Source organism: Streptomyces lacaronensis (assembly GCF_047337785.1).
GTDB lineage: Bacteria > Actinomycetota > Actinomycetes > Streptomycetales > Streptomycetaceae > Streptomyces > Streptomyces lycopersici.
Genome location: NZ_JBLHDK010000003.1, coordinates 3,062,984 through 3,082,352, shown reverse-complemented (window position 1 = coordinate 3,082,352; position 19,369 = coordinate 3,062,984). Strand labels below are relative to the sequence as shown.

The window sequence follows — 19,369 nt, the reverse complement described above, 5'->3', positions numbered from 1 at the left end:
CCGATTCTGGGAGCGCTCCCAAGGTGCCCCCACCCATGTGAGGAGAGAGATGAACGATCGCGACCGACACGACCGACACGACCGACGCGGCCGGCGCCGCGCCTCGGCGTTAGGGTTCATCGCCGCTGCGGGCGTCATGGCGGTGGCCGGGACCGCCACCGCCGCACCCACCGCCGCGTCCGCGTCCGCATCCGCATCCGCCCAGGCTTCCACCCTGGGCGCACAGGCGGCCCAGTCCGGGCGGTACTTCGGGACCGCCGTGGCCGGGGGCAGGCTCGGCGACTCGACGTACTCGACCATCCTGGACCGCGAGTTCAACATGGTCACACCCGAGAACGAGATGAAGTGGGACACCACCGAGCGGTCCCGCGGCTCGTTCAACTTCGGCCCCGCCGACCAGATCGCCAACCGTGCCCTCTCGCGCGGGCAGCGCTTACGGGGCCACACCCTCGTCTGGCACTCCCAGCTGCCCGGCTGGGTCAGCTCCATCGGCGACGCGAACACTCTGCGCAGTGTGATGGCCAATCACATCACCACACAGATGGCCCACTACAAGGGCAAGGTCTACGCCTGGGACGTGGTCAACGAGGCGTTCGCCGACGGCGGCAGCGGCCAGCACCGCCCCTCGGTCTTCCAGAACCTGCTGGGCGACGGCTTCATCGAGCAGGCCTTCCGCACCGCACGCTCGGCCGACCCCGCGGCCAAGCTCTGCTACAACGACTACAACATCGAGAACTGGACCGACGCCAAGACCCAGGGCGTCTACCGCATGGTCCGTGACTTCAAGTCGCGCGGTGTCCCCATCGACTGCGTCGGTTTCCAGGCCCACTTCGGCACCGGCGGCCCGCCGGCCTCCTTCCAGACCACCCTGTCCAGCTTCGCCGCACTCGGCGTGGACGTGCAGATCACCGAGCTCGACATCGCCCAGGCGCCCACCACCGCGTACGCCAACACGGTCAAGGCCTGCATGAACGTCCCGCGCTGCACCGGCATCACCGTATGGGGCATCCGCGACACCGACTCCTGGCGCGCCGGGGACAAGCCACTGCTCTTCGACGGCAGCGGCAACAAGAAGGCCGCGTACAACGCCACCCTGACCGCCCTCGGCGGCACACCGGCCGCCAGGAGTACGACCTCTCCGGCCGCCTCACTGCCGTCCGGTTTCCGAGGGAGCTCCAGCTGATCGTCGAAGCCATCGTGGTCGGCACACGGTCCAGCCGCGTCGGGAGCGGGTTGGTGTAACCCAGCAGCCCCACCGTCGCGGCGCCCGCCGCATCGGGGTCGGCCATCGGGATCCGGTGGCCGACCCCGATGCGGTCAGCGCTCGGTCCAGCGGCCGGCCGGTGCGGACCGCCGGCGTCTTCGTCAGCCGGGCAGTTCTCGGACGAATCCGGCGATGAGTGTTGCCACCGCTTCCGGAGCTTCCAGGACCATCGCGTGGGTGGCGTCGATCCCGGTGACCGTGATCGACGGCCGGATGCGGGAGAGCCCGTCCAGCTCCGCGGAGAGCCCTCGGGCGAACCGGGCGAGGAAGTCGTCGAACCACTCCATCGCGGGCGTCGGCGGCTGTGGCCGGCCGGCCTGTACCAGCAGCAGCGGACAGTCCACCCCGTCCAGCCAGGCGGTGACACCGAGCGCACCCAGCCTGTCGAGTTCGCCGTATATCTCCAGAGCTGCCTTGCGCCTCGGCAGTGTCTGCCACCTGCCGTCGGGCAACGGGCGTACGGCAGCGCGGGCGGCCGCCTCCGCGCGCTCGGAGGGGATCCCGTACCGCGCGGCGTGGGCGACCTGCTCCTCGATGTACTCCGGTGGCGCGATGGCACCGGCCGACGACCGCAGCACCTCTCCGACCCGCTCCGCACCGGCGAATTGACCCGGCCGCCCCCACCAGAAGCCGTCCAGGTTCACGGCTCCGCGGACACGGCCCGCGTGCGCCCGCGTGTACTCGACCGCGACCAGCCCGCCGAGGGAATGGCCCACCACTACGGCCTCCGGCATCCCATACGCGTCCAGCGTGTCCGCGAGGTGCCGCACCACCGCCGGGAAGGTCCAGGGGGAGATATCGGGAGAACGGCCGTGCCCGGGGAGGTCGAGAGCGAGGACGCGATGCCCGACGGTGAGCGCGGAAGCCGAGGCGTCCCAGTCGGCGAGCGACCTCCCCGCTCCGTGCAGCAACACCAGCGGCGGGCCACTGCCTCCATGGTCACGAATGTGAAGAGGCGTCATGAACCCCACCGTAGGGGACGTGCACACGCAGTTCCTGCGGTCCGACGTGGCGGCCGTTTAGCACTTGCCCGAGTGATCCTGTGACTGCTGCGTCTTCGGGTCGCTGCCCTGGGCAGGGCCGTTCCCCTTGTGGTTCGTAACTAACTTGCGTGTCGACCAACAAGTTTATACGCTCCTCTTCATCCGAAGGAGGCTTTGATGATCGACATGGATGAGCGGGCCCTCGACACGCTGCTGGCCGAGGACCCCGGCGGCCCCGTGGTGATGCTGAATCTGCTGCGGTTCCGTCCGGACGGTGGCCGCGAGAGTTACCAGCGCTATATGGAGGCGCTGGGCCCGGAGATCCACGGGCGGTACGGACTGCACGTGGAGTACCTGGGAAACGGCGGTCGTGCCCTGGTCGCCGAAGACGGGCAGGCATGGGACGCGGTGCTCCTGGTGCGCTACCCCAGCCGCCAGGCGTTCGCCGACATGGCCCGCGACCCCGACTATCGGGCGGTGGCCCATCTCCGCGCGGAGGCGCTGGTGGAATCGGTCCTGCAACCCACCGTTCCGATCCAGGGGGGAGTGGCCTGATGCCCGCGGTCTTCGTGCACGGAAATCCCGAGACGGCGGCCGTCTGGGATCTCCTGATCGCCGAGCTGGAGGCCGCCGGTGCGGCTCCGGCCGGTCTGATCCGGCTGTCCCCGCCCGGGTTCGGCGCGCCGCTGCCGCCCGGGTTCGGGGCGACCGTCCAGGAGTATCGCGACTGGCTGATCGGCGAGCTGACACGCTTCGCCGAGCCCGTCGACCTGGTGGGCCACGACTGGGGCGGCGGACACGTCCTCAACGCGGTCATGAGCCGCCCGGACCTCGTACGCAGCTGGGTCAGCGACACGATCGGGGTCTACGATCCCGACTACGTCTGGCATGAGCTCGCCCAGCGATGGCAGACACCGGGCGTCGGAGAGGCCGATGTGGCCGAACGCTTCGGCGCGCCCCTCGAGCGGCGGATCGCGACGCTCGTCGAGCGGGGGATGGGCGAGGCGGTGGCCGAGCGGGTCGCCGAGGGCCAGAACGAGGCGATGGGCCGGGCCGTGATCGCGCTCTACACCTCCGCCACGCGACCGGTGATGACCGAACTCGGCCGGGACCTGGAGAACGCGGCCCGGCGGCCGGGGCTCGTGTTGCTCGCCACCGAGGACCACGTGGTCGGGACCGCCGAGCAGCGACGCCGCGGCGCGCGCCGGGCCGGTGCCCGGGTGGAGGTCCTCGACGGGCTGGGCCACTGGTGGATGACGCATGACCCGCGCCGTGGCGCCGAGGTTCTCACCCGCTTCTGGGCGTCACTGGACCACGGATAGCCGCACGGACGCGGCTGCCGCTCCCGATGGCCCAGGGCGCCGTACTGCTTCTCGTCCAGCTCCGGTGCCGCGGTGCCGGAGCTGACCACGGCCAGGGGCCGGCCATCCCGTCGCGGGGTGAGACCGGCGGGCGTCAGTGGCGTGGTTCGGGCCGTCGGCCCGGTGGCTGGGCGGGCTCGGGAAGGGCGGTGGGCGGGCCGAGGGGGCGGGTCTGCGGGGCGTCCTCGGAGAGGGTGATGACCTCGCCGCCGTGGCTGATCCGGACGGGGTCGCCATGCCGCAGCGCGTAGGTGACCCGCGAGCCCGTGATGTCGACCCGCAGACAGCTCTGCCGGACCCGCAGTGAGAAGGCCAGCCGGTGGAGGCTCTCGGGGAGCCGGGGCGCGAAGTACAGGACGTCCCCGTAGTCGCGCAGGCCGCCGAAACCGGCGACCAGTCCGATCCAGGTGCCCGCCAGGGAGGCGATGTGCAGGCCGTCGCGGGTGTTCTTCTCCAGGTCCGCCAGGTCCATCAGCGCGGCCTCGCCCAAGTAGTCGTAGGCCAGGCGCAGATGGCCCACTTCGGCGGCCATCACACACTGCACACAGGCCGACAGCGAGGAGTCCCGGACGGTCAGCGGCTCGTAGTAGGCGAAGTTCCGCGCTTTCTGGTCGGGTTCGAAGGCATCGCCGCACAGGAACATCGCCAGCACCAGGTCCGCCTGTTTGACCACCTGCTTCCGGTACAGATCGAAATACGGGAAGTGCAGCATCAGCGGATAGCGCTCGCGTGGTGTGTCCTTGAAGTCCCATACGTCGAGCCCGGTGTAGCCCGCCGACTGCTCATGGAGGCCCAGCGCGGCGACGTACGGCACGGACATCGCCCTGGCGGCATCGCGCCATGCGGCGGTCTCCGCCTCGTCGACACCGAGCGCCGCGGCCTCCGCCGCGTGGCGCTCGGCCACATCCGCCGCGGCCCGCAGGTTCGCCCGGGCCATGAGGTTGGTGTACGCGTTGTCGTTCGCGAGCGCGCTGTACTCGTCGGGGCCGGTGACGCCGTCGATGTGGAAGCGGCCCCCGGAGTCGTGATGACCGAGGGAGCGCCACAGCCGGGCCGTCTCCACCAGCAGTTCCACCCCGGTCCGGCGCTCGAAGTCCGTGTCGCCGGAGGCCCGGACGTAGCGCACGACGGCCGCCGCGATATCCGCGTTGATGTGGAAGGCCGCGGTTCCGGCCGGCCAGTACCCGGAGCACTCCGCGCCGTCGATCGTGCGCCATGGGAAGGCCGCACCCCGCAGTCCGAGCTGCCGGGCGCGCTCCCGCGCCGCGGGCAGGGTGTTCTGCCGCCAGTGCAGGGCCTCGGCGACGCAGTTCGGCGAGGCGTAGGTGAGCAGTGGCAGCACGAACGCCTCGGTGTCCCAGAAGGCGTGTCCGTCGTACCCGGAGCCGGTCAGGCCCTTGGCCGGGATCGCCCGCTGTTCGGCCCGGGTGCCCGCTTGCATGACGTGGAAGAGGGCGAAGCGCACGGCCTGCTGGATCTCCGCGTCACCGTCCACCTCGATGTCGGAGTGGTGCCAGAAGCCGTCGAGGAACTCGCGCTGCTGATCGACCAGGCCCTGCCAGCCGGTGTTGCGCGCACCGCTGAGCGCGGCCTCGACCTGGTCCCGGACGGCCGGCAGCGAGCGGAATCCGGACCAGCCGTACGCCACGAACTTCTCGACGCACAGCCGCTCACCGGGGTCGAGCACGGCGGTGACGGTCACGCGGCCCACGTCATCCGTGCTCTCGCCGGAGGTACGGGTGGATCCGGGGCCCCGCACCACATGGTCGGCGGCGGCCGCGACCCGCTGCCCGCTCGCCGCCGTACGGTGCACCAGGCGCAGCCGCAGGTCGAGCGCGAAGTTCTCCTCGGGCAGCAGGCATGACTCCAGGGCGGCGCCGACCCGGGGATCGCCGCTGAGCGTGGGCAGTTGCTCATTGGCGACGAGTTCCGACTGCACGACCACGTTCGTCCGGTCGTCCAGCGGCTCCACTTCGTAGGCGACCGCGGCGATGGCGCGCTGGCTGAAGGAGACCATCCTGGTGGAGCGCACCCGCACCGTCTTGCCGACCGGCGAGGTCCACTCGCAGACGCGGTGGAGCAGTCCGGTACGCAGATCGAGCACCCGCTCATGGGAGCGCAACCGCCCGTAGCGCAGGTCGAACGGTTCGTCGTCGACCAGCAGCCGGATGAGCTTGCCGTTGGTCACGTTGATGACCGTCTGGCCGGACTCGGGAAATCCGTAGCCGCCCTCCGCGTACGGCAGCGGATGCTGCTCGTGCACACCGTTGAGATAGCTGCCGGGCAGGGCGTGCGGCTCGCCCTCGTCGAGGTTGCCGCGCCAGCCGACATGCCCGTTGGACACTGAGAAGACGGATTCGCTCTGGGCGAGTACGTCCAGGTTGAGCTCGGTCTCGCGGAGACACCACGGCTCGACGGCATAGGCATGGTGGCTGATCACTTGTCACCCTCCAGCAGCTCGTAGAGGTCCGACGCCACATTGCGCGCTGTGTCCGGGATGCCCAACTTCGCCGTATTGACGAGTCTACCGGCGATATCAGCCGCGCGCCGTGGCGGGCTGCCCCATGGCATCGGGCTCATCGACAGCAGAATCGTCACCTTCGGCCGGGTTGCGCCTCCTGGGGGAGCGCGCGGATCGCGCGCGGGGCGGTCATGAAAGGCGCGGTCATGAACTCCGAATGTTCGCCCTCGAGGCGGGAGAGATGGTCGAGCAGAACGCCCTCGCGCAAGGCCCATGGGCAGATGGTGAGTCGTTTCACCGCCATGACTTCCATGGCGGCCTCCGCGACGATGGCACCGGCCAGGCATTGATGCGCCCTGGAGGCGGATATTCCGCGCAGCTTCGCTCGCTGCCGGTCCGTTCTGACCGCGAGCCGTGACACCCAGGGCGCCAGCTCCTTACGGCTGAGACTGTGGACCGCGGGCAGACCGTTGCCGGGCTGCCGGGTTCCGGCGAGGCGGGCCAGCTGGGCGAATGTCCTGGACGTGGCGACGCAGGAGAGGGGCGCGGGCTGTGCGCGCAGTTCGGCTGTGCCCTGGTCGAGGGTGGCGCGTACGTGCCGGCGCAACGCCTTGACGTCCCGCTTCTTCACCGGCGTGGCATCGGGCAGATGGTGGCGGGTGAGCCGGTCGGCTCCCAGCGGCAGGGAGATGGCGAGAGCGGGGTCCGTGCCGCTTCCGCTGGCGATCTCCAAGGAGCCGCCGCCGATGTCGAGGAGCAGTATCCGCCCCGCCGACCAGCCGAGCCAGCCGCGCGCCGCCCTGAACGTCAGCCGTGCCTCCTCCACGCCGCTCATGAAGCCCACGCGGATGCCGGTGGCGGCCTCGATCTCGTCGAGTACCGCGTCCCGGTTGGTCGCGTCCCGAACCGCCGAGGTGGCGAAGGGGATCAGGCGGTCGACGTGGTGGGCGGACGCGGCCGCGGCACTCGCGGTGACGGCGCCGACCAGGGACCGGATCGCCTCGCGGGGGATCACCCCCTGGCGATCGGTCGCGTCGGCCAGGCGGACCGGCTGCTTCCACGAGACCACCGGCTCCGGGGGTCGACCCGGGAAAAGGTCGGCGATCTTGAGATGGGCGGTACGGGATCCGATGTCGAGCACTCCACAGCGCATCCGTGATGAGTGCCCCACCCTGACATATTCCAGACGTCGGATGATCGCGCGCTGTCCGGGGATCCGGCCGCGTTGCGCACTTCCGAACGCGCTCTGAGCCCGCTCCGGGTCCGCTCCGAGCCCGCTCCGGGTCCGCTCCGGGGCCACTGGCTCCGGCGCTACCGCTCCGAGCCCGCTCCGCGCCGTGACCTCGGCGGTCTGCGGCGGTGGCTGGTGTCGCACCACGGGTAGCGCGCGCTGCGGCCGCACAGGCACACGGCCGCCGTGAAGCGGTCGGAGCGCGCCACGCCGCCATCGGGCAGGGTGACCTCGACCGGTCCCTCGATCAGCATCGGGCCATCGGTGCCCATCCGCACGCTCACCGCGTGATCACAATTGTCGTTCGGCACGGATCACCACCAGCTCTTCCTTCGTCTCGCCCGGGGCGATCAGCCCATGGGCCTCCAGCCAGGGGGCCTGCTCGCGCAGCACCGGCCCGAAGGGGATCGTGCGGCGGTCGGTCACGGCCGCCCGCAGCCCCGCCCCCGCCAGCCACTCCACCGTACGATCCGGGCCGCACAGCCCCGAGTGCACCAGGAGCAGCACACCACCGGGGCGCAGCAGGGGCGGCGCGTCGCGGCAGATCCGGTCGACCACCGCCCGCCCGTCGGCACCGGCCCGCCAGGCCACGCCACGGCCCCGGCGGATCCGCCGCCCCGCCACCGGCACATACGGCGGATTGGCCACGATGAGATCGAATCCGCGGTCGGCGACCGGTGTCAGCAGATCGCCCTGGAGGACACGCACCGGCAGCCCTTTGAGGCGGGCGCGCAGCCATGTGGCGCCCACGGCGAGCGGTGAGACATCGACCGCGGTCACCTGGGCCGCGCCGCGTCCGGCCGCGGCGAGGGCCAGGGCCCCGCTGCCGGTCCCCACGTCCAGCACCGCCGTCTCCGCCGTGATGGCCTCCCGGAGCAGGGCCTCGGACAACAGCCATGTGTCGTCCTGCGGGGCGTACACACCTGGAGGCGTCTTGAACACCATCAGCGGCGAGTACCCCCGGCAGAGCGTGACGTGCGCGTGCGATGTCCGGGAAGAGTCACAGGCCGTCCCGGGGCAGCGTCTCGTTCCAGGTGCGTGAGAAGACCCGCCGGTCGCCCTCGTAGCCGTCCAGCGTGGCGTCCACGAAGAACTCCGTTTCACTGGAGCGCAGCACCGTGCTCGTCACCACCCGCACGTCCCAGTCGTCGCGGTGGAAGCGCATGGTCCAGGTCGACTCGCCACCGACCGAGCTGAAGTCGTCCGCGACCGCCGTATAGCGCTCGTACGCCCGGCGGCCGACGTCCAGCCCGATGTCGTCGAAGCGCAGGGTGCCCGCGTCCTTGACGATCTCCAGCTCGGACCGGTAGCCGACCAGATCGCGTTTGACGTCCCAGCGCTCCTCGTGGGGTGTGATCCGGGTGGTGGCGGCGGGTGGCGTGCCCTCGGGCTCCCCGAACGGGCGCTGGGGCCGGTCCTCGCCCGCGGAGGCCCGGCGCAGTGGCAGCGTGAGGGCGCTGTCGGCCTCGTACACGGTCAGCAGCGCCGGCCGGGGCGGGGGCCAGGCGAGTGGCCAGTACGACGTGGACAGCGACAACCGGATGCGGTGACCGGGCGGGAACGCCTGGGCCACTCCGTTGAGCCGCACCCGGGCGCGGTAGCGCCGGCCGGGTTCCAGGGGCTCGGGGTCGCCGATGGTCTCGCGGTGGGCGATGTTGAGCAGACCGTAGGTGATCCGGGTGGCGCGGCCGTCCGGAGCCACATCGGAGAGCCGGGCGGCGACCATGGCGACCGGTTCACTGGCCGACAGCTCCAGCTCGACGGAGGGTGAGCCGAGGATCTCCACCCGCTCGGTGAGCGGATCGGTCTGGAACACCAGCGAACCGCCGTCCTCCTCCCGCTGGTCGTACGGCAGGTCCGGAGGCGCGTTGTACGAGGCCCACTTGCCCGCGAACTGGCCCACGGACAGGGGCGATTGGACGGTCAGCGGCTCGCCCCGCGCCTCCTGGCCGGGAAGTGTGTCACCGGGGTCGGCGATGCGATATCCGGCGAGCGGGTGCACCACCGGCTCGACGTTGGGGGAGGGCCACCGGGGCTCGGCGATCCAGCGGCCGGGGCGCTCCTCGTAGGCGGTGGACGGTGGCACGCTGTCCTGCATCCACGTCCACAGCCTGGGCCCGTCCATGACGCCGTTGTCCACGCCCTTCAGCCAGTGGTCCCACCACCGCACCACCTCCTGGAGGTAGCCGATGGCCGGGCCCGGCTCGCCCAGGTGCGGGTACTTGTGTGACCACGGCCCGATCAGGCCCTTGCGCGGTACGTCCAGATTGCCGAGCAGCCGGGTCACGGCGTTGGAGTAGCCGTCCGCCCAGCCGCTGGAGGCCAGCACGGGGCACCGCACGGCCTGGTAGTCCTCGCACACCGAGGCATGCCGCCAGTAGTCGTCGCGGCGCTGGTGGCGCAGCCACTCCACCACCCAGGGGCGGGCGTTCTCCAGCCGCTCGTGCCACATCCCGCGCCAGCGCTCGCCGACCACCGCCGGGTCCGGCGGGCAGGTGGCGTAGGCGAACATGGTGCCCGCCTCGGCGAGGTTGTCGGACAGCAGCGCACCGCCCATGTAGTGCATGTCATCGGCGTACCGGTCGTCGGTGAAGGAGGAGATGACGATGGCACGCAGGCTCGGTGGCCGCCGGGCGGCCACCTGAAGGGCGGCGAAGGCGCCCCAGGAGATGCCCATCATGCCGGTGGCGCCGTCGCACCAGGGCTGCTCGGCCAGCCACGCCAGGATCTCCTCGGCGTCCGTCTGCTCCTGCCCCAGGTATTCGTCCGTCAGCACCCCCTCCGACTCCCCGGTGCCCCGCAGGTCGACGCGGACACAGGCGTAGCCGTGACCGGCGATGTAGGGGTGGTGGACGGAGTCGCGCACGGAGGTCAGATCCCGTTTGCGGTAGGGGATGTACTCCAGCACCGCGGGCACCGGCTCCTCGTCCGAGGAGGTGGGACGCCAGACGCGCGCCGACAGGCGAACGCCGTCGGACATGGGGATGGTGATGTGTTCCTCTTCCTTAGTGGCGCACGGCAGATTGCTCACGAGGCGCATAGGCCGACTTGCTCCTTCCCTGGTGGCGGTGTCGGGCTCAGCGGTGCTGCCCCTGTATCTCCTGCTCCGGCTCCGGCTCCGGCTGCCGCTCCCGCCGCTCCCGCCGGGCGCCCGGGGCGCCGGCGTCGAAGAGGAGGTTCAGGGCGGCGACACAGCGGTCGTACTTCTCGCGCAGATCCTCCTCGCTGTCCCCGCCGGTGAAGATGTGCGCGAGTTCGAAGCTGTAGCTGTCCTGCTGCTCCATCTGGGACAGCCGCTGTCCCTCCTCGGGCACCACATCGATCCGTACGCCCGGGATCTCGCGCTCGATGCGCTCGATCTCCTCGTCGACGGGGGCGTCATGGACCACACCGTCGGCGAACCACCGGTAGTACCACTTGGCGGCCATCGCGTAGGGGCCCTCGCGGTACGGCAGGGCGGGATCCTCGCCGAGGGCGAGGCTGAGCATGCAGTGGTGGTTGGGCACCCCGTCGACATAGGCGAAGAGTTCGGCGTGCGACTGGGAGTGCCGGGGGTTGATCTCCAGGAGGTTGATCTCGTCCGTGGCGGCGTCGTAGAAGTACTCGATGCTGAACGTCGCCCCGTCCGTGCCGATCTGCCGCATCACCCGCCGCGAGACGTCATGCAGCCGCCGGATCACGGGCTCGGGCAGCGCGGAGGGGTACTGGTGGCGCAGAAAGGACGAGCTGTCGGGGTAGTCGATGGAGTCCAGCACCCCGTAGACGGTGACCTCGCCCTGGTGGACATACCCTTCCACGGCGACCTGCACCCCGCTCAGTGCCTCCTCCGCGAGGCACACCTGACCGCCGACACCCTCCATCTCCGGCGGGAGCTCAAGCCGTTCGAGGATGGCGTCGAAGGGCTTGCCGACGCGGCCGATGCCCGCACGGATCCGGCTCACCGCGGTACGGAACTCCTCCTCGTCCTTGACCGAGAAGGCCAGTTCCGAGGAGTACGCGAGGGCCGGCTTGAGCCACATCGGGAAGCGGACGCCCTCCGGCGGCCGCGGGTCCCGCGCCTCCAGATCCACCCGGCCGAACCGCGGATGCTCCTCGATCACCTTCCGCTGCTCCAGTCGGCTCCAGTACTTGTGCTCGCACTTGACCACCGACTCCAGGCTGGTGCTGCGCGTGCCGTAGCGCTCGCTGAGAATCGGCACGAGTGTGCTCACCGGGAAGTCCCAGTAGCCGACGATCGCGTCGATGCTGCCCTCAAAGGCATCCAGAACACCTTCCGCCTTCGCGATCAGGTCCGCCACGGACACCTCGCCGCTCTGCAGATCCTCGACCGCGAGCAGCTGGTGGAACCGGATCCGGCCGGCACGGGGCCCGCTTTCCAGGATGGGCACATTGGCCTCGTCCAGGCCGATCACGAAGACGTTCTTCTCGTACACGGGCGTGGTCCCTCCCTGTGCCGACGTTTTCCGGCGTCCTGAGTACCCGCTCGCGGGCCGCCAATCCTGATGGGGCGTCCGATGCGACCGCTGCGAAAGCACCCTGTTTAGCGTCCGCGTCTCGGGTACCCGCCGCCCCAGAAAGATGGAAACTCCGCGAATAAGGAGGAACCAGTCATGGCTGACAACCCCGGTAACTTCGCCAACGACCCGCAGCGGGCTTCGGAGGCCGGTCAGCGGGGCGGTCACGAGAGCGGTGGCAACTTCGCGAACGACCCGCAGCGTGCTGCGGAAGCCGGTCAGAAGGGCGGCCACCACAGCGGTGGCAACTTCGCGAACGACCGGGAGCGCGCCTCCGAGGCCGGTCAGCGGGGTGGCCACGAGAGCGGTGGCAACTTCGCGAACGACCCGCAGCGTGCCGCGGAAGCCGGTCAGAAGGGCGGCCACCACAGCGGTGGCGGCCAGTCCGGTAGCTGAGCCGCCGGTGAAGTGAAGCGGGCAGGAGCCACCACCCTGTCCGCCCTGCGAGACCGGTGGGCCCGACGCCACGGCGAACGGCCCACCGGTCTTCGTATGGCATGGCCCACCGTCCTCGTGTCGCGTCTTCCTGTGAGGGGAGAGCTGTTACGGGGTGGTGGGTTCGTTTACGCTGTCGCTCGCTCGAACGGCGAGAGACGGGGTGACGGGGAGCATGTCCCGACCGGACCATGACCATGGCCGATTGGCGGTTCCACCCGTTGGGGCGGGACAGCAACCTGGGTGGCCGACGACTCCGCCCCCACACCGCCCCCTGGGGGCCGCCGATCCCGCCACGGCCGGTCCGTACCGGCTGGAGGCGGTGCTGGGGGCCGGGGGGATGGGCCGCGTCTACCTGGCGCGTACGCCGGCCGGCAGTGCGGTGGCGGTCAAGGTCGTCCACCGCGAATACGCGGGTGACGCGTCGTTCCGCAAGCGCTTCGAGCAGGAAGTGGCCGCGGCCCGGCGGGTCCAGGGTCTCTACACCGTGCCGGTCGTGGACGCGGATCTGCGGGCCGAGGAGCCCTGGCTGGCCACGGCCTACGTCCCCGGGCCGTCCCTCCAGCACGCGGTCGCCGAGAGCGGGCCGCTGTCGGCCGACGCGGCGCTGGGGCTGGTCGCCAGGGTGGCCGAGGCCCTGCAGTCCATCCACGCCGCCGATGTGATCCACCGTGACCTGAAGCCCTCCAACATCATCCTCACCGCCGAGGGACCCAAGGTCATCGACTTCGGAATCGCCCGGGCGGCGGACGTCACGGCGGTGACCGCCACCGGGACGCGCACCGGAACGCCCGCGTACATGGCGCCCGAATACATCAGGGGGCAGGACGTCACCGAGGCCGGTGATGTGTTCGCCCTCGGCGTGATCGCCGGTTTCGCCGCCACCGGACGGCTCGCCTTCGGCGGCGGCTCCGACCACAGCGTCATCTACCGCGTCTTGGAGCAGGATCCCGACCTCGACGGCTGCCCCGAACCCCTCCGGGCCATCGCCGCCCACTGCCTGGAGAAGGACCCGGAGCGGCGGCCGGCCCCGGCCCAGGTCATCGAGCAGTGCGGCCGGGTCGGCACGGCGGGCATCGCCGACGCCATCGCCGACGCCCGCACCCGCACCGTGGTGTCGCCGTCAGGGCCCGAGCGCGGGACCCCTGGCCCGCGGGGCGCCCCGGGCTCGCCCAGCACTCCCGGCCCGCCCGACGCCGGGACCCGCACCTCACCGCCGCCGCGAGGGTCCGGGCCCGCCGCCCCCGTACCGCCGCCGTCCGCTCCGGCCGCGCACGACCCGGCACGGGGCGGCGCCCCCGGCGGTTCCGCTACCCCACCGGGCGCGGACACCTCGCCGAACCCGCCGGTCCCGGACCCGCTCACCACGCCCGCCCCGGGGCTGCCCGTCCTGCTCAGCGGGGTCGGGATCCTCGTCCTCGCCGTCGTCCTGATCGCCGTCTACCTCCCCGGCTCTTCCCCCGACCGCGGCCCCGACCTCCCCTATCGCTCGATCGGGCCCACGGCCTCCCTCGGCCCCACCGGCCGGTCCAGGACGGCCGAGGGCTTGGCGTTCAGCCCGGACGGCAAGACGCTCGCCACCGGCAACGACGAGGGCAAGGTGCGGCTGTGGAATGTCGCCGACCGCAAGCCAGGAGCCACCTTCACCCAGCGCGACAGCGTCGGCAATGACGGGTTCGCCAACCGCGACGTGGCGTTCAGCCCCGACGGCAAGCTCCTCGCCGCCACCAATATGACCGGCTGGCTGACCATGTGGGACGTGGCCAAGCGCCGGCAGACTCGTTTCCTCCAGGGAGTCGACAGCGGCGAAAAGGTGGCCTTCAGCCCGGATGGCAAGCTGTTCGCCACCGGCAGTGGGCCCGGCTCGGTGGACCTGTGGGACACCAACAGCCACAAGGACGAGATACTCGCCTACTACGACCAGGAGGCCAAGGTCACGGGCGTGGCCTTCAGCCCCGATGGCCGGACGTTGGCCTCCGCGGGCGACGACTCCGACAGCAATCTCACCCCGAAACACTCGGTGCGGCTGTGGGACGTGGCACACCGCGATCCGGAACCTTACGGCCAGGGCGATCCACGGGTCACCATCTCCCCCGCGCAAGGAGTCCTGAGCCTGGCCTTCAGCCCGGACGGCAAGACGCTCGCCACCGGCAGCTACGACGGCGAGGTCCGGCTGTGGGATGCGAAGACCGGCCATCAGCGAGCCACCCTCAGCGACTCCCTCATCCCATCGGAGGTCCACCACCTGGCGTTCAGCCCGGACGGCAAGACGCTCGCCACCCCCTCCGAATACGGACTGTTGCTGTGGAACGTGGCCACCCGCAAACCGCGCGCCATCCTGTCGACCAGCGCGGAGGGGACAGCCAATGTGATCCAGGACGTGGCCTTCAGCAAGGACGGTCGGCTGATCGCGGGCAACGACAGCAAGCACCGCAGGGTGTACCTGTGGAAGAACCCGTACCGGCCCCAGGGGACTCTCCGTGGTGAGGGCCGCCGTGGCGGTTGACCCTGACGCAGGGGCAACCTCGCAGCATGGTCGGCATGACGACGACGCAGCACTTCACGGTCCACCACGACGGCGTCACGATCCCGGTGTCCCGTGGCGGCCGGGGACGACCGCTGGTTCTGTGCCCCGGACTCAACTCCACCCAGGCCGATCTGCACGAGCTGATCGAGCTCCTGCGGCGCGACCACGACGTGGTGACCTTCGACCTCCGGGGCCATGGCCGCGCGACGGCCGCCGACCGGTACTCCTTCGACGCGTTTCGGGGCGATCTCTTCGCCGTGCTGGCGGAGCCGGGGTGCCTCGGCCTGCCCTCGCCGCCCGTGCTCGTGGGCTACTCGCTGGGCGCGGACCTGGCCGTGCACTACGCCTCCGAGTGCCCTGACGCCGTCGCCGGGCTGGTCCTCATCGACGGGGCGAACCCGCTGCCCGAACCGTTCATCACCGACGCCGACCTGCCGGAGTTCCGCGCGATGGCGGAGGATCCGGCCATGTGGCGGGAGATCGAGCGGGCCAGGGGCACCGCCCGGCAGGTGTTGCTCGGCCCGCAGGACATCCTCGATCTGCAGGTGGAGATGGATATGGTGCGGGCCGGAATCCTCGACCGGTACCGGAAGATCGACCGCCCGATCCACATGGTCATGTCGGCCGCGATCGCGGGCGACAGCACCGAAGGACGTGCCCCCCGGCACAACCGGCTCTGGCGCGCGGGCATCGACCGGCTTGTGCGCGAACGGCCTGACACCTCCGCGACCTGGCTCGACACCGGCCACCGGCTGGTCTTCACCCACGCCCGGGAGATCGCGGAGATCATCCGGCGCCACCCGGCCGACGAGGTGGCTTCATAGGCGACTTCCAGGAGACTGGTCCGATGCTGACCATCGGCGAGCTGGCGTCGTACGCCGGAGTGACGGTGCGCGCGGTGCGGCACTACCACGCCAAGGGGCTGCTGCCCGAGCCGGAGCGGGACCACTCCGGCTATCGGCGGTACGGCGCCGACGCCGTCGTCGAGCTGATCAGGATCCGGACCCTCGCCGAGGCCGGGGTTCCGCTGGCGCGCGTACGGGAGCTGCTCGGGGCCGGTGAGGAGGAGTTCGCCGCGGCGGTCGCGGAGATCGACCAGCGGCTGCGGGCGGAGATCCGGGAGCGGCGGCGGCACCGCGCGCGGATCGCCCGCCTGGCCGCCGGGGACAGCCTGGCGCTGCCCCCGGAGGTGGTGGAGTTTCTCGACCGGCTGCGGGCGCTCGGGGTCGACGAACGGATCGTCCAGGCGGAGCGCGACGGCTGGATCCCGCTGGCCGCGCACGCACCCGAGCGGGTCCCGGAGTGGATGGCGCGCAAGCGGGAGCAGATCGCCGACCCGAGGTTCATCGGCTTCTACCGCACCCTGGGCCAGGCGCTCGACCGCGCCGACGACGATCCCCGGCTGGACGGGCCGGCCGATGAGCTGGCCGCCTACCTCACGGCGCTGGCCGAGGAGCGGGGCGAGGACTACATCGACGACGCCGAGATCGAGTCACCGCTGGTCAGGGTGATGGACACCCACGCGTTCGAGACCATGCCGTCGGCCCGCCGGCTGATCGAGCTGCTGAGACAGCGGGGCTGGACCGGCTGGACCAAGGTCGGGCGCGTCGGCCGGGGGCGGCCGGAACACGGGGGCTCGGCAGAAGGGGCCGAACGGGTGAGGATGGACGGATGACCGCCACCTCGCGCGCCCATTCGTTCAACGCGGCCGCCGCCCAGTACGGCGCGAACCGCCCCTCCTACCCGCCCGCCCTCTTCGACGCCGTAGAGGAGCTCGCCGGACGTCCCCTCGCGGGTGCCCGCGTCGCCGACGTCGGTGCGGGCACCGGAATCGCCACCGCCGTCCTGCGCGAGCGCGGCGCCGATGTGATCGCCGTCGAGCCGGGCGCGGGCATGGCGGCCCAGTTCCGCCGGACGCTTCCGGACGCGCCGATCGTCCGGGGCGACGGCAACGCCCTGCCCCTCGCCGACGCCTCCCGCGACCTGATCACGTATGCGCAGTCCTGGCACTGGACCGACACCGACCGGTCCGTTCCGGAGGCGCTGCGCGTGCTGCGCCCGGGTGGCGCCCTGGCGGTCTGGTGGAACACCACCGCCTTCGACGTGCCGTGGATCGCCGCCCAGGCCGAGCGCGTCGCGGCCCACTCCGGTGTGACGTCGACCCCCCAGGTGGGTTCGGACGACACCCGCGCCGCCCGGCTCGCGGGCCTCTCCGGTCTCCGCGTCACCCGCCGCCATGTGCGCTGGAGCCGCGTTGTCTCCCTCGACACCCACCTGGCCAACATCACCAGCCACTCGGCGTTCCTCGTCCTCGGCGAGGCCGGCACCCGGGCGTTTCTCGCGGACGAGCGCGGTCGGCTGCGCGAGCTCTTCCCGGACGAGCGGGTGGAGGAGACCTATCTGGTGGACCTACTGGTGGCCGCCCGCCCCTGAGCCCTCGCCCCGGCTCTCCTCCTGGGCGTCGACGTTGGGCGTGATGGCGTCCCCCGACTCGCCGTAACGGCTGTCCTCCTCGTCGTCGGTCACCTGTGTCTCGGCCTCGGTGATCTCCGCCTCGATCTCCTCGGCCGCCGTCCGGGCGCCCTTCTTCTCGCCGCTCATGACCGTGTCCTCCCTCGGCGGGCCGCCGCGTTCCCGGCCGGGCCGCCGCATGCGTAGGTGCTGCCGACCGGCGGCCGGGTGCCCCGGCCGGCCGTGCCCCATGCGCGCCACGTTTACCGGCCCGTTCGACGGCTACTCCTAGGAGGTGCTTCATGCGGCACTACCGAGGAGGCGCCGTGGCTCAGGTTTCGGATTTCGTGCTGGCTCGGCTGCGGGAGTGGGGGGTGGCCCGGGTCTTCGGCTATCCGGGGGACGGGATCAACGGTCTGCTCGGGGCGTTCGACCGGGCCAAGGGGGACCCCGAGTTCATCCAGGTCCGGCACGAGGAGATGGCCGCGTTCATGGCCTGCGGCCACGCCAAGTTCACCGGCGAGGTCGGAGTCTGCGCCGCCACCTCGGGGCCGGGCGCCGTCCACCTGCTCAACGGTCTGTACGACGCCAAGCTGGACCACCAGCCGGTGGTCGCCATCGTGGGCCAGCAGAAGCGGCTCAGCCTGGGCTCGCACTACCAGCAGGAAATCCATCTGGACCGGCTGTTCGACGACGTCTCCGAGTACTGCGAGATGGTCACCCACCCGGGCCAGGCACGGCATGTCATCGACCGCGCCTTCAAGACCGCGCTGACCACCCGCGGCGTGGCGACGATCGTGATCCCCAACGACATCCAGGAGGAGGACGCCCAGCCCTCCCCGCCCAAAGCACACGGATCGGTGTTCTCCAGCGTGGGCTGGAGCCGTCCCCGCGTCCTTCCCGACCCCGATGAGCTGCGCCGCGCCGCCGATGTCCTCAACGAGGGCGAGAGGGTCGCCATCCTCATCGGCCAGGGCGCGGCCGATGCCGCGGGCGAGGTCGTCGGAGTGGCGGAGCTGCTGGGTGCCGGAGTGGCCAAGGCGCTGCTGGGCCGGGACGTCCTCCCCGACGACCTGCCCTATGTGACCGGGCCGATCGGTCTGCTGGGCAGCACCGCCAGCGACAAGATGATCAAGGAGTGCGACACCCTCTTCCTGATCGGCACCAGCTTTCCGTACGCCGAGTGGCTGCCGGACGAGGGGCAGGCGCGCGGCGTCGAGATCGACATCGACGGCCGCATGATCGGTATGCGCTACCCCATGGACGCACATCTGGTGGGCGATGCGAAGGAGACCCTCAAGGCGCTCCTCCCGCTGCTGCGGCGCAAGGAGAAGCGGACCTGGCGGAAGAAGGTCGAGAAGGATGTGCGGGAGTGGCTCACCATCTGCGACACCTGGGCCGGCCAGCACTTCGGGGACACCATCAACCCCCAGTCGGTGGCCGCCGAGCTCTCCTCGCGGCTGCCGGACCGGGCGATCCTCACCGCCGACTCCGGATCGGCCACCAACTGGTGGGCGCGCCATCTGAAGCTGCGCGACGGAATGGACGCCTCGCTGTCCGGGACGCTGGCCACCATGGGCCCCGGAGTGCCGTACGCGATCGCGGCGCGCTTCGCGCATCCCACCCGCCCGGTGATCGCCTTCGTGGGAGACGGCGCCTTCCAGATGAACGGCATGAACGAGATGATCACCGTCAAGCGCTATCTGGACCGGCTGGCGGGCGGCCCGCCGCTCGTGTTCTGCGTCTTCAACAACCAGGATCTGAACCAGGTCACCTGGGAGCAGCGCGCCATGGCCGGGGACCCGAAATACCCCGCCTCCCAGGTCATCCCCGACATCCCCTACGGGGCGTACGCCGAGCTGCTGGGGCTGCGGGGGATCCGCTGCGATTCCCCGAAGAAGGTCGGCAGGGCCTGGGACGAGGCGCTGGCCAGTGGCCGCCCGGTCGTCCTGGAGTTCATGGTCGACCAGGAGATCGCACCGATCCCGCCCCATCTCATGGTCCCCATGGCGAAGAAGACCGTGAAGGCCGCTCTGCACGACCCCGAGCTGGCCGGGATCACCCACCGGGGCATCCGGCAGAAGGTCGCCCAGTACGCCGAGCGCCTGCCGGGACGCGGACACTCCTGACGGAAGGGGGAGG

The 19,369-nt window shown here is 71.1% G+C and carries 17 protein-coding genes and 1 pseudogene; 9 read left to right on the top strand and 9 right to left on the bottom strand.

Translation table 11 applies throughout. From position 1 onward, the window contains the following. Nucleotides 1–49: 49 nt before the first annotated feature. A pseudogene (locus tag ACMTAK_RS13025) lies at nt 50–1,180 on the top strand (endo-1,4-beta-xylanase); the annotation flags it as partial. Nucleotides 1,181–1,365: 185 nt separating this feature from the next. Here ACMTAK_RS13025 and ACMTAK_RS13020 read toward each other — a convergent pair. Continuing rightward, the gene (locus ACMTAK_RS13020) at nt 1,366–2,226 is read right to left on the bottom strand and encodes an alpha/beta fold hydrolase (protein ID WP_413806374.1); all 861 of its coding nucleotides are present in this window, start codon (nt 2,224–2,226) and stop codon (nt 1,366–1,368) included. A gap of 198 nt (nt 2,227–2,424) precedes the next feature. Here ACMTAK_RS13020 and ACMTAK_RS13015 point away from each other — a divergent pair, with 198 nt between their 5' ends. Beyond that, a complete protein-coding gene (locus ACMTAK_RS13015; RefSeq protein ID WP_413806373.1) occupies nt 2,425–2,802 on the top strand; it encodes a DUF1330 domain-containing protein in 378 nt (125 codons plus the stop codon). Then, complete coding sequence (locus ACMTAK_RS13010; RefSeq protein ID WP_413806372.1) at nt 2,802–3,569, top strand: alpha/beta fold hydrolase; 768 nt, start codon at nt 2,802–2,804, stop codon at nt 3,567–3,569. The genes ACMTAK_RS13015 and ACMTAK_RS13010 overlap by 1 nt, the downstream gene beginning before the upstream one ends. A gap of 133 nt (nt 3,570–3,702) precedes the next feature. Here the strand turns inward: ACMTAK_RS13010 and ACMTAK_RS13005 are convergent, their stop codons facing one another. The 7 genes from ACMTAK_RS13005 to ACMTAK_RS12975 all read right to left on the bottom strand — a co-directional run bounded on the left by ACMTAK_RS13005 (nt 3,703) and on the right by ACMTAK_RS12975 (nt 11,733). Continuing rightward, the gene (locus tag ACMTAK_RS13005) at nt 3,703–6,048 is read right to left on the bottom strand and encodes a glycoside hydrolase family 65 protein (protein WP_413806371.1); all 2,346 of its coding nucleotides are present in this window, start codon (nt 6,046–6,048) and stop codon (nt 3,703–3,705) included. Then, complete coding sequence (locus ACMTAK_RS13000) at nt 6,045–6,188, bottom strand: hypothetical protein (RefSeq protein WP_413806370.1); 144 nt, start codon at nt 6,186–6,188, stop codon at nt 6,045–6,047. Before ACMTAK_RS13000 ends, ACMTAK_RS13005 begins: the two co-directional genes overlap by 4 nt. A gap of 14 nt (nt 6,189–6,202) precedes the next feature. Next, nucleotides 6,203–7,222: a Ppx/GppA family phosphatase gene (locus ACMTAK_RS12995; protein WP_461773839.1), complete on the bottom strand. Its 1,020-nt coding sequence runs from the start codon at nt 7,220–7,222 to the stop codon at nt 6,203–6,205. 158 nt (nt 7,223–7,380) lie between these two features. Further along, entirely contained in the window at nt 7,381–7,572 is a 192-nt protein-coding gene (locus ACMTAK_RS12990; RefSeq protein WP_413812869.1) for a CDGSH iron-sulfur domain-containing protein, read from the bottom strand. Nucleotides 7,573–7,591: 19 nt separating this feature from the next. Then, a complete protein-coding gene (locus ACMTAK_RS12985) occupies nt 7,592–8,245 on the bottom strand; it encodes a HemK2/MTQ2 family protein methyltransferase (RefSeq protein WP_413806368.1) in 654 nt (217 codons plus the stop codon). Nucleotides 8,246–8,300: 55 nt separating this feature from the next. Continuing rightward, nucleotides 8,301–10,340, bottom strand: coding sequence for a CocE/NonD family hydrolase (locus ACMTAK_RS12980; protein WP_413806367.1), 2,040 nt, complete (start codon nt 10,338–10,340; stop codon nt 8,301–8,303). A 37-nt stretch (nt 10,341–10,377) separates the two neighbouring features. Then, nucleotides 10,378–11,733 carry an ATP-grasp domain-containing protein gene (locus ACMTAK_RS12975; RefSeq protein WP_413806366.1) on the bottom strand — a complete coding sequence of 452 codons (1,356 nt, stop codon included), beginning with the start codon at nt 11,731–11,733 and terminating at the stop codon, nt 10,378–10,380. Between the two features lie 177 nt (nt 11,734–11,910). On the opposite strand from ACMTAK_RS12975, the gene ACMTAK_RS12965 reads away from it, so the two are divergent. The 5 genes from ACMTAK_RS12965 to ACMTAK_RS12945 all read left to right on the top strand — a co-directional run bounded on the left by ACMTAK_RS12965 (nt 11,911) and on the right by ACMTAK_RS12945 (nt 17,209). Further along, nucleotides 11,911–12,210, top strand: coding sequence for a con-10 family general stress protein (locus ACMTAK_RS12965; RefSeq protein ID WP_461773810.1), 300 nt, complete (start codon nt 11,911–11,913; stop codon nt 12,208–12,210). Between the two features lie 214 nt (nt 12,211–12,424). Continuing rightward, on the top strand, nt 12,425–14,755 hold the full coding sequence (locus tag ACMTAK_RS12960; protein ID WP_413806365.1) for a protein kinase domain-containing protein: 2,331 nt from the start codon (nt 12,425–12,427) through the stop codon (nt 14,753–14,755). 35 nt (nt 14,756–14,790) lie between these two features. Beyond that, entirely contained in the window at nt 14,791–15,600 is an 810-nt protein-coding gene (locus tag ACMTAK_RS12955) for an alpha/beta fold hydrolase (protein ID WP_413806364.1), read from the top strand. Nucleotides 15,601–15,623: 23 nt separating this feature from the next. Further along, the gene (locus ACMTAK_RS12950; RefSeq protein ID WP_413806363.1) at nt 15,624–16,451 is read left to right on the top strand and encodes a MerR family transcriptional regulator; all 828 of its coding nucleotides are present in this window, start codon (nt 15,624–15,626) and stop codon (nt 16,449–16,451) included. Further along, nucleotides 16,448–17,209 carry a class I SAM-dependent methyltransferase gene (locus ACMTAK_RS12945; RefSeq protein ID WP_413806362.1) on the top strand — a complete coding sequence of 254 codons (762 nt, stop codon included), beginning with the start codon at nt 16,448–16,450 and terminating at the stop codon, nt 17,207–17,209. The genes ACMTAK_RS12950 and ACMTAK_RS12945 overlap by 4 nt, the downstream gene beginning before the upstream one ends. Here the strand turns inward: ACMTAK_RS12945 and ACMTAK_RS12940 are convergent. Then, on the bottom strand, nt 17,186–17,377 hold the full coding sequence (locus tag ACMTAK_RS12940) for a hypothetical protein (protein WP_413806361.1): 192 nt from the start codon (nt 17,375–17,377) through the stop codon (nt 17,186–17,188). The two genes, ACMTAK_RS12945 and ACMTAK_RS12940, sit on opposite strands and share 24 nt — an antisense overlap. Before the next feature lie 176 nt (nt 17,378–17,553). Between ACMTAK_RS12940 and ACMTAK_RS12935 the strand changes: the two genes are divergently transcribed. Then, nucleotides 17,554–19,356 (top strand): thiamine pyrophosphate-requiring protein, encoded by a 1,803-nt coding sequence (locus ACMTAK_RS12935; RefSeq protein WP_413806360.1) that lies wholly within the window; start codon nt 17,554–17,556, stop codon nt 19,354–19,356. The last annotated feature ends 13 nt before the right edge of the window (nt 19,357–19,369 follow it).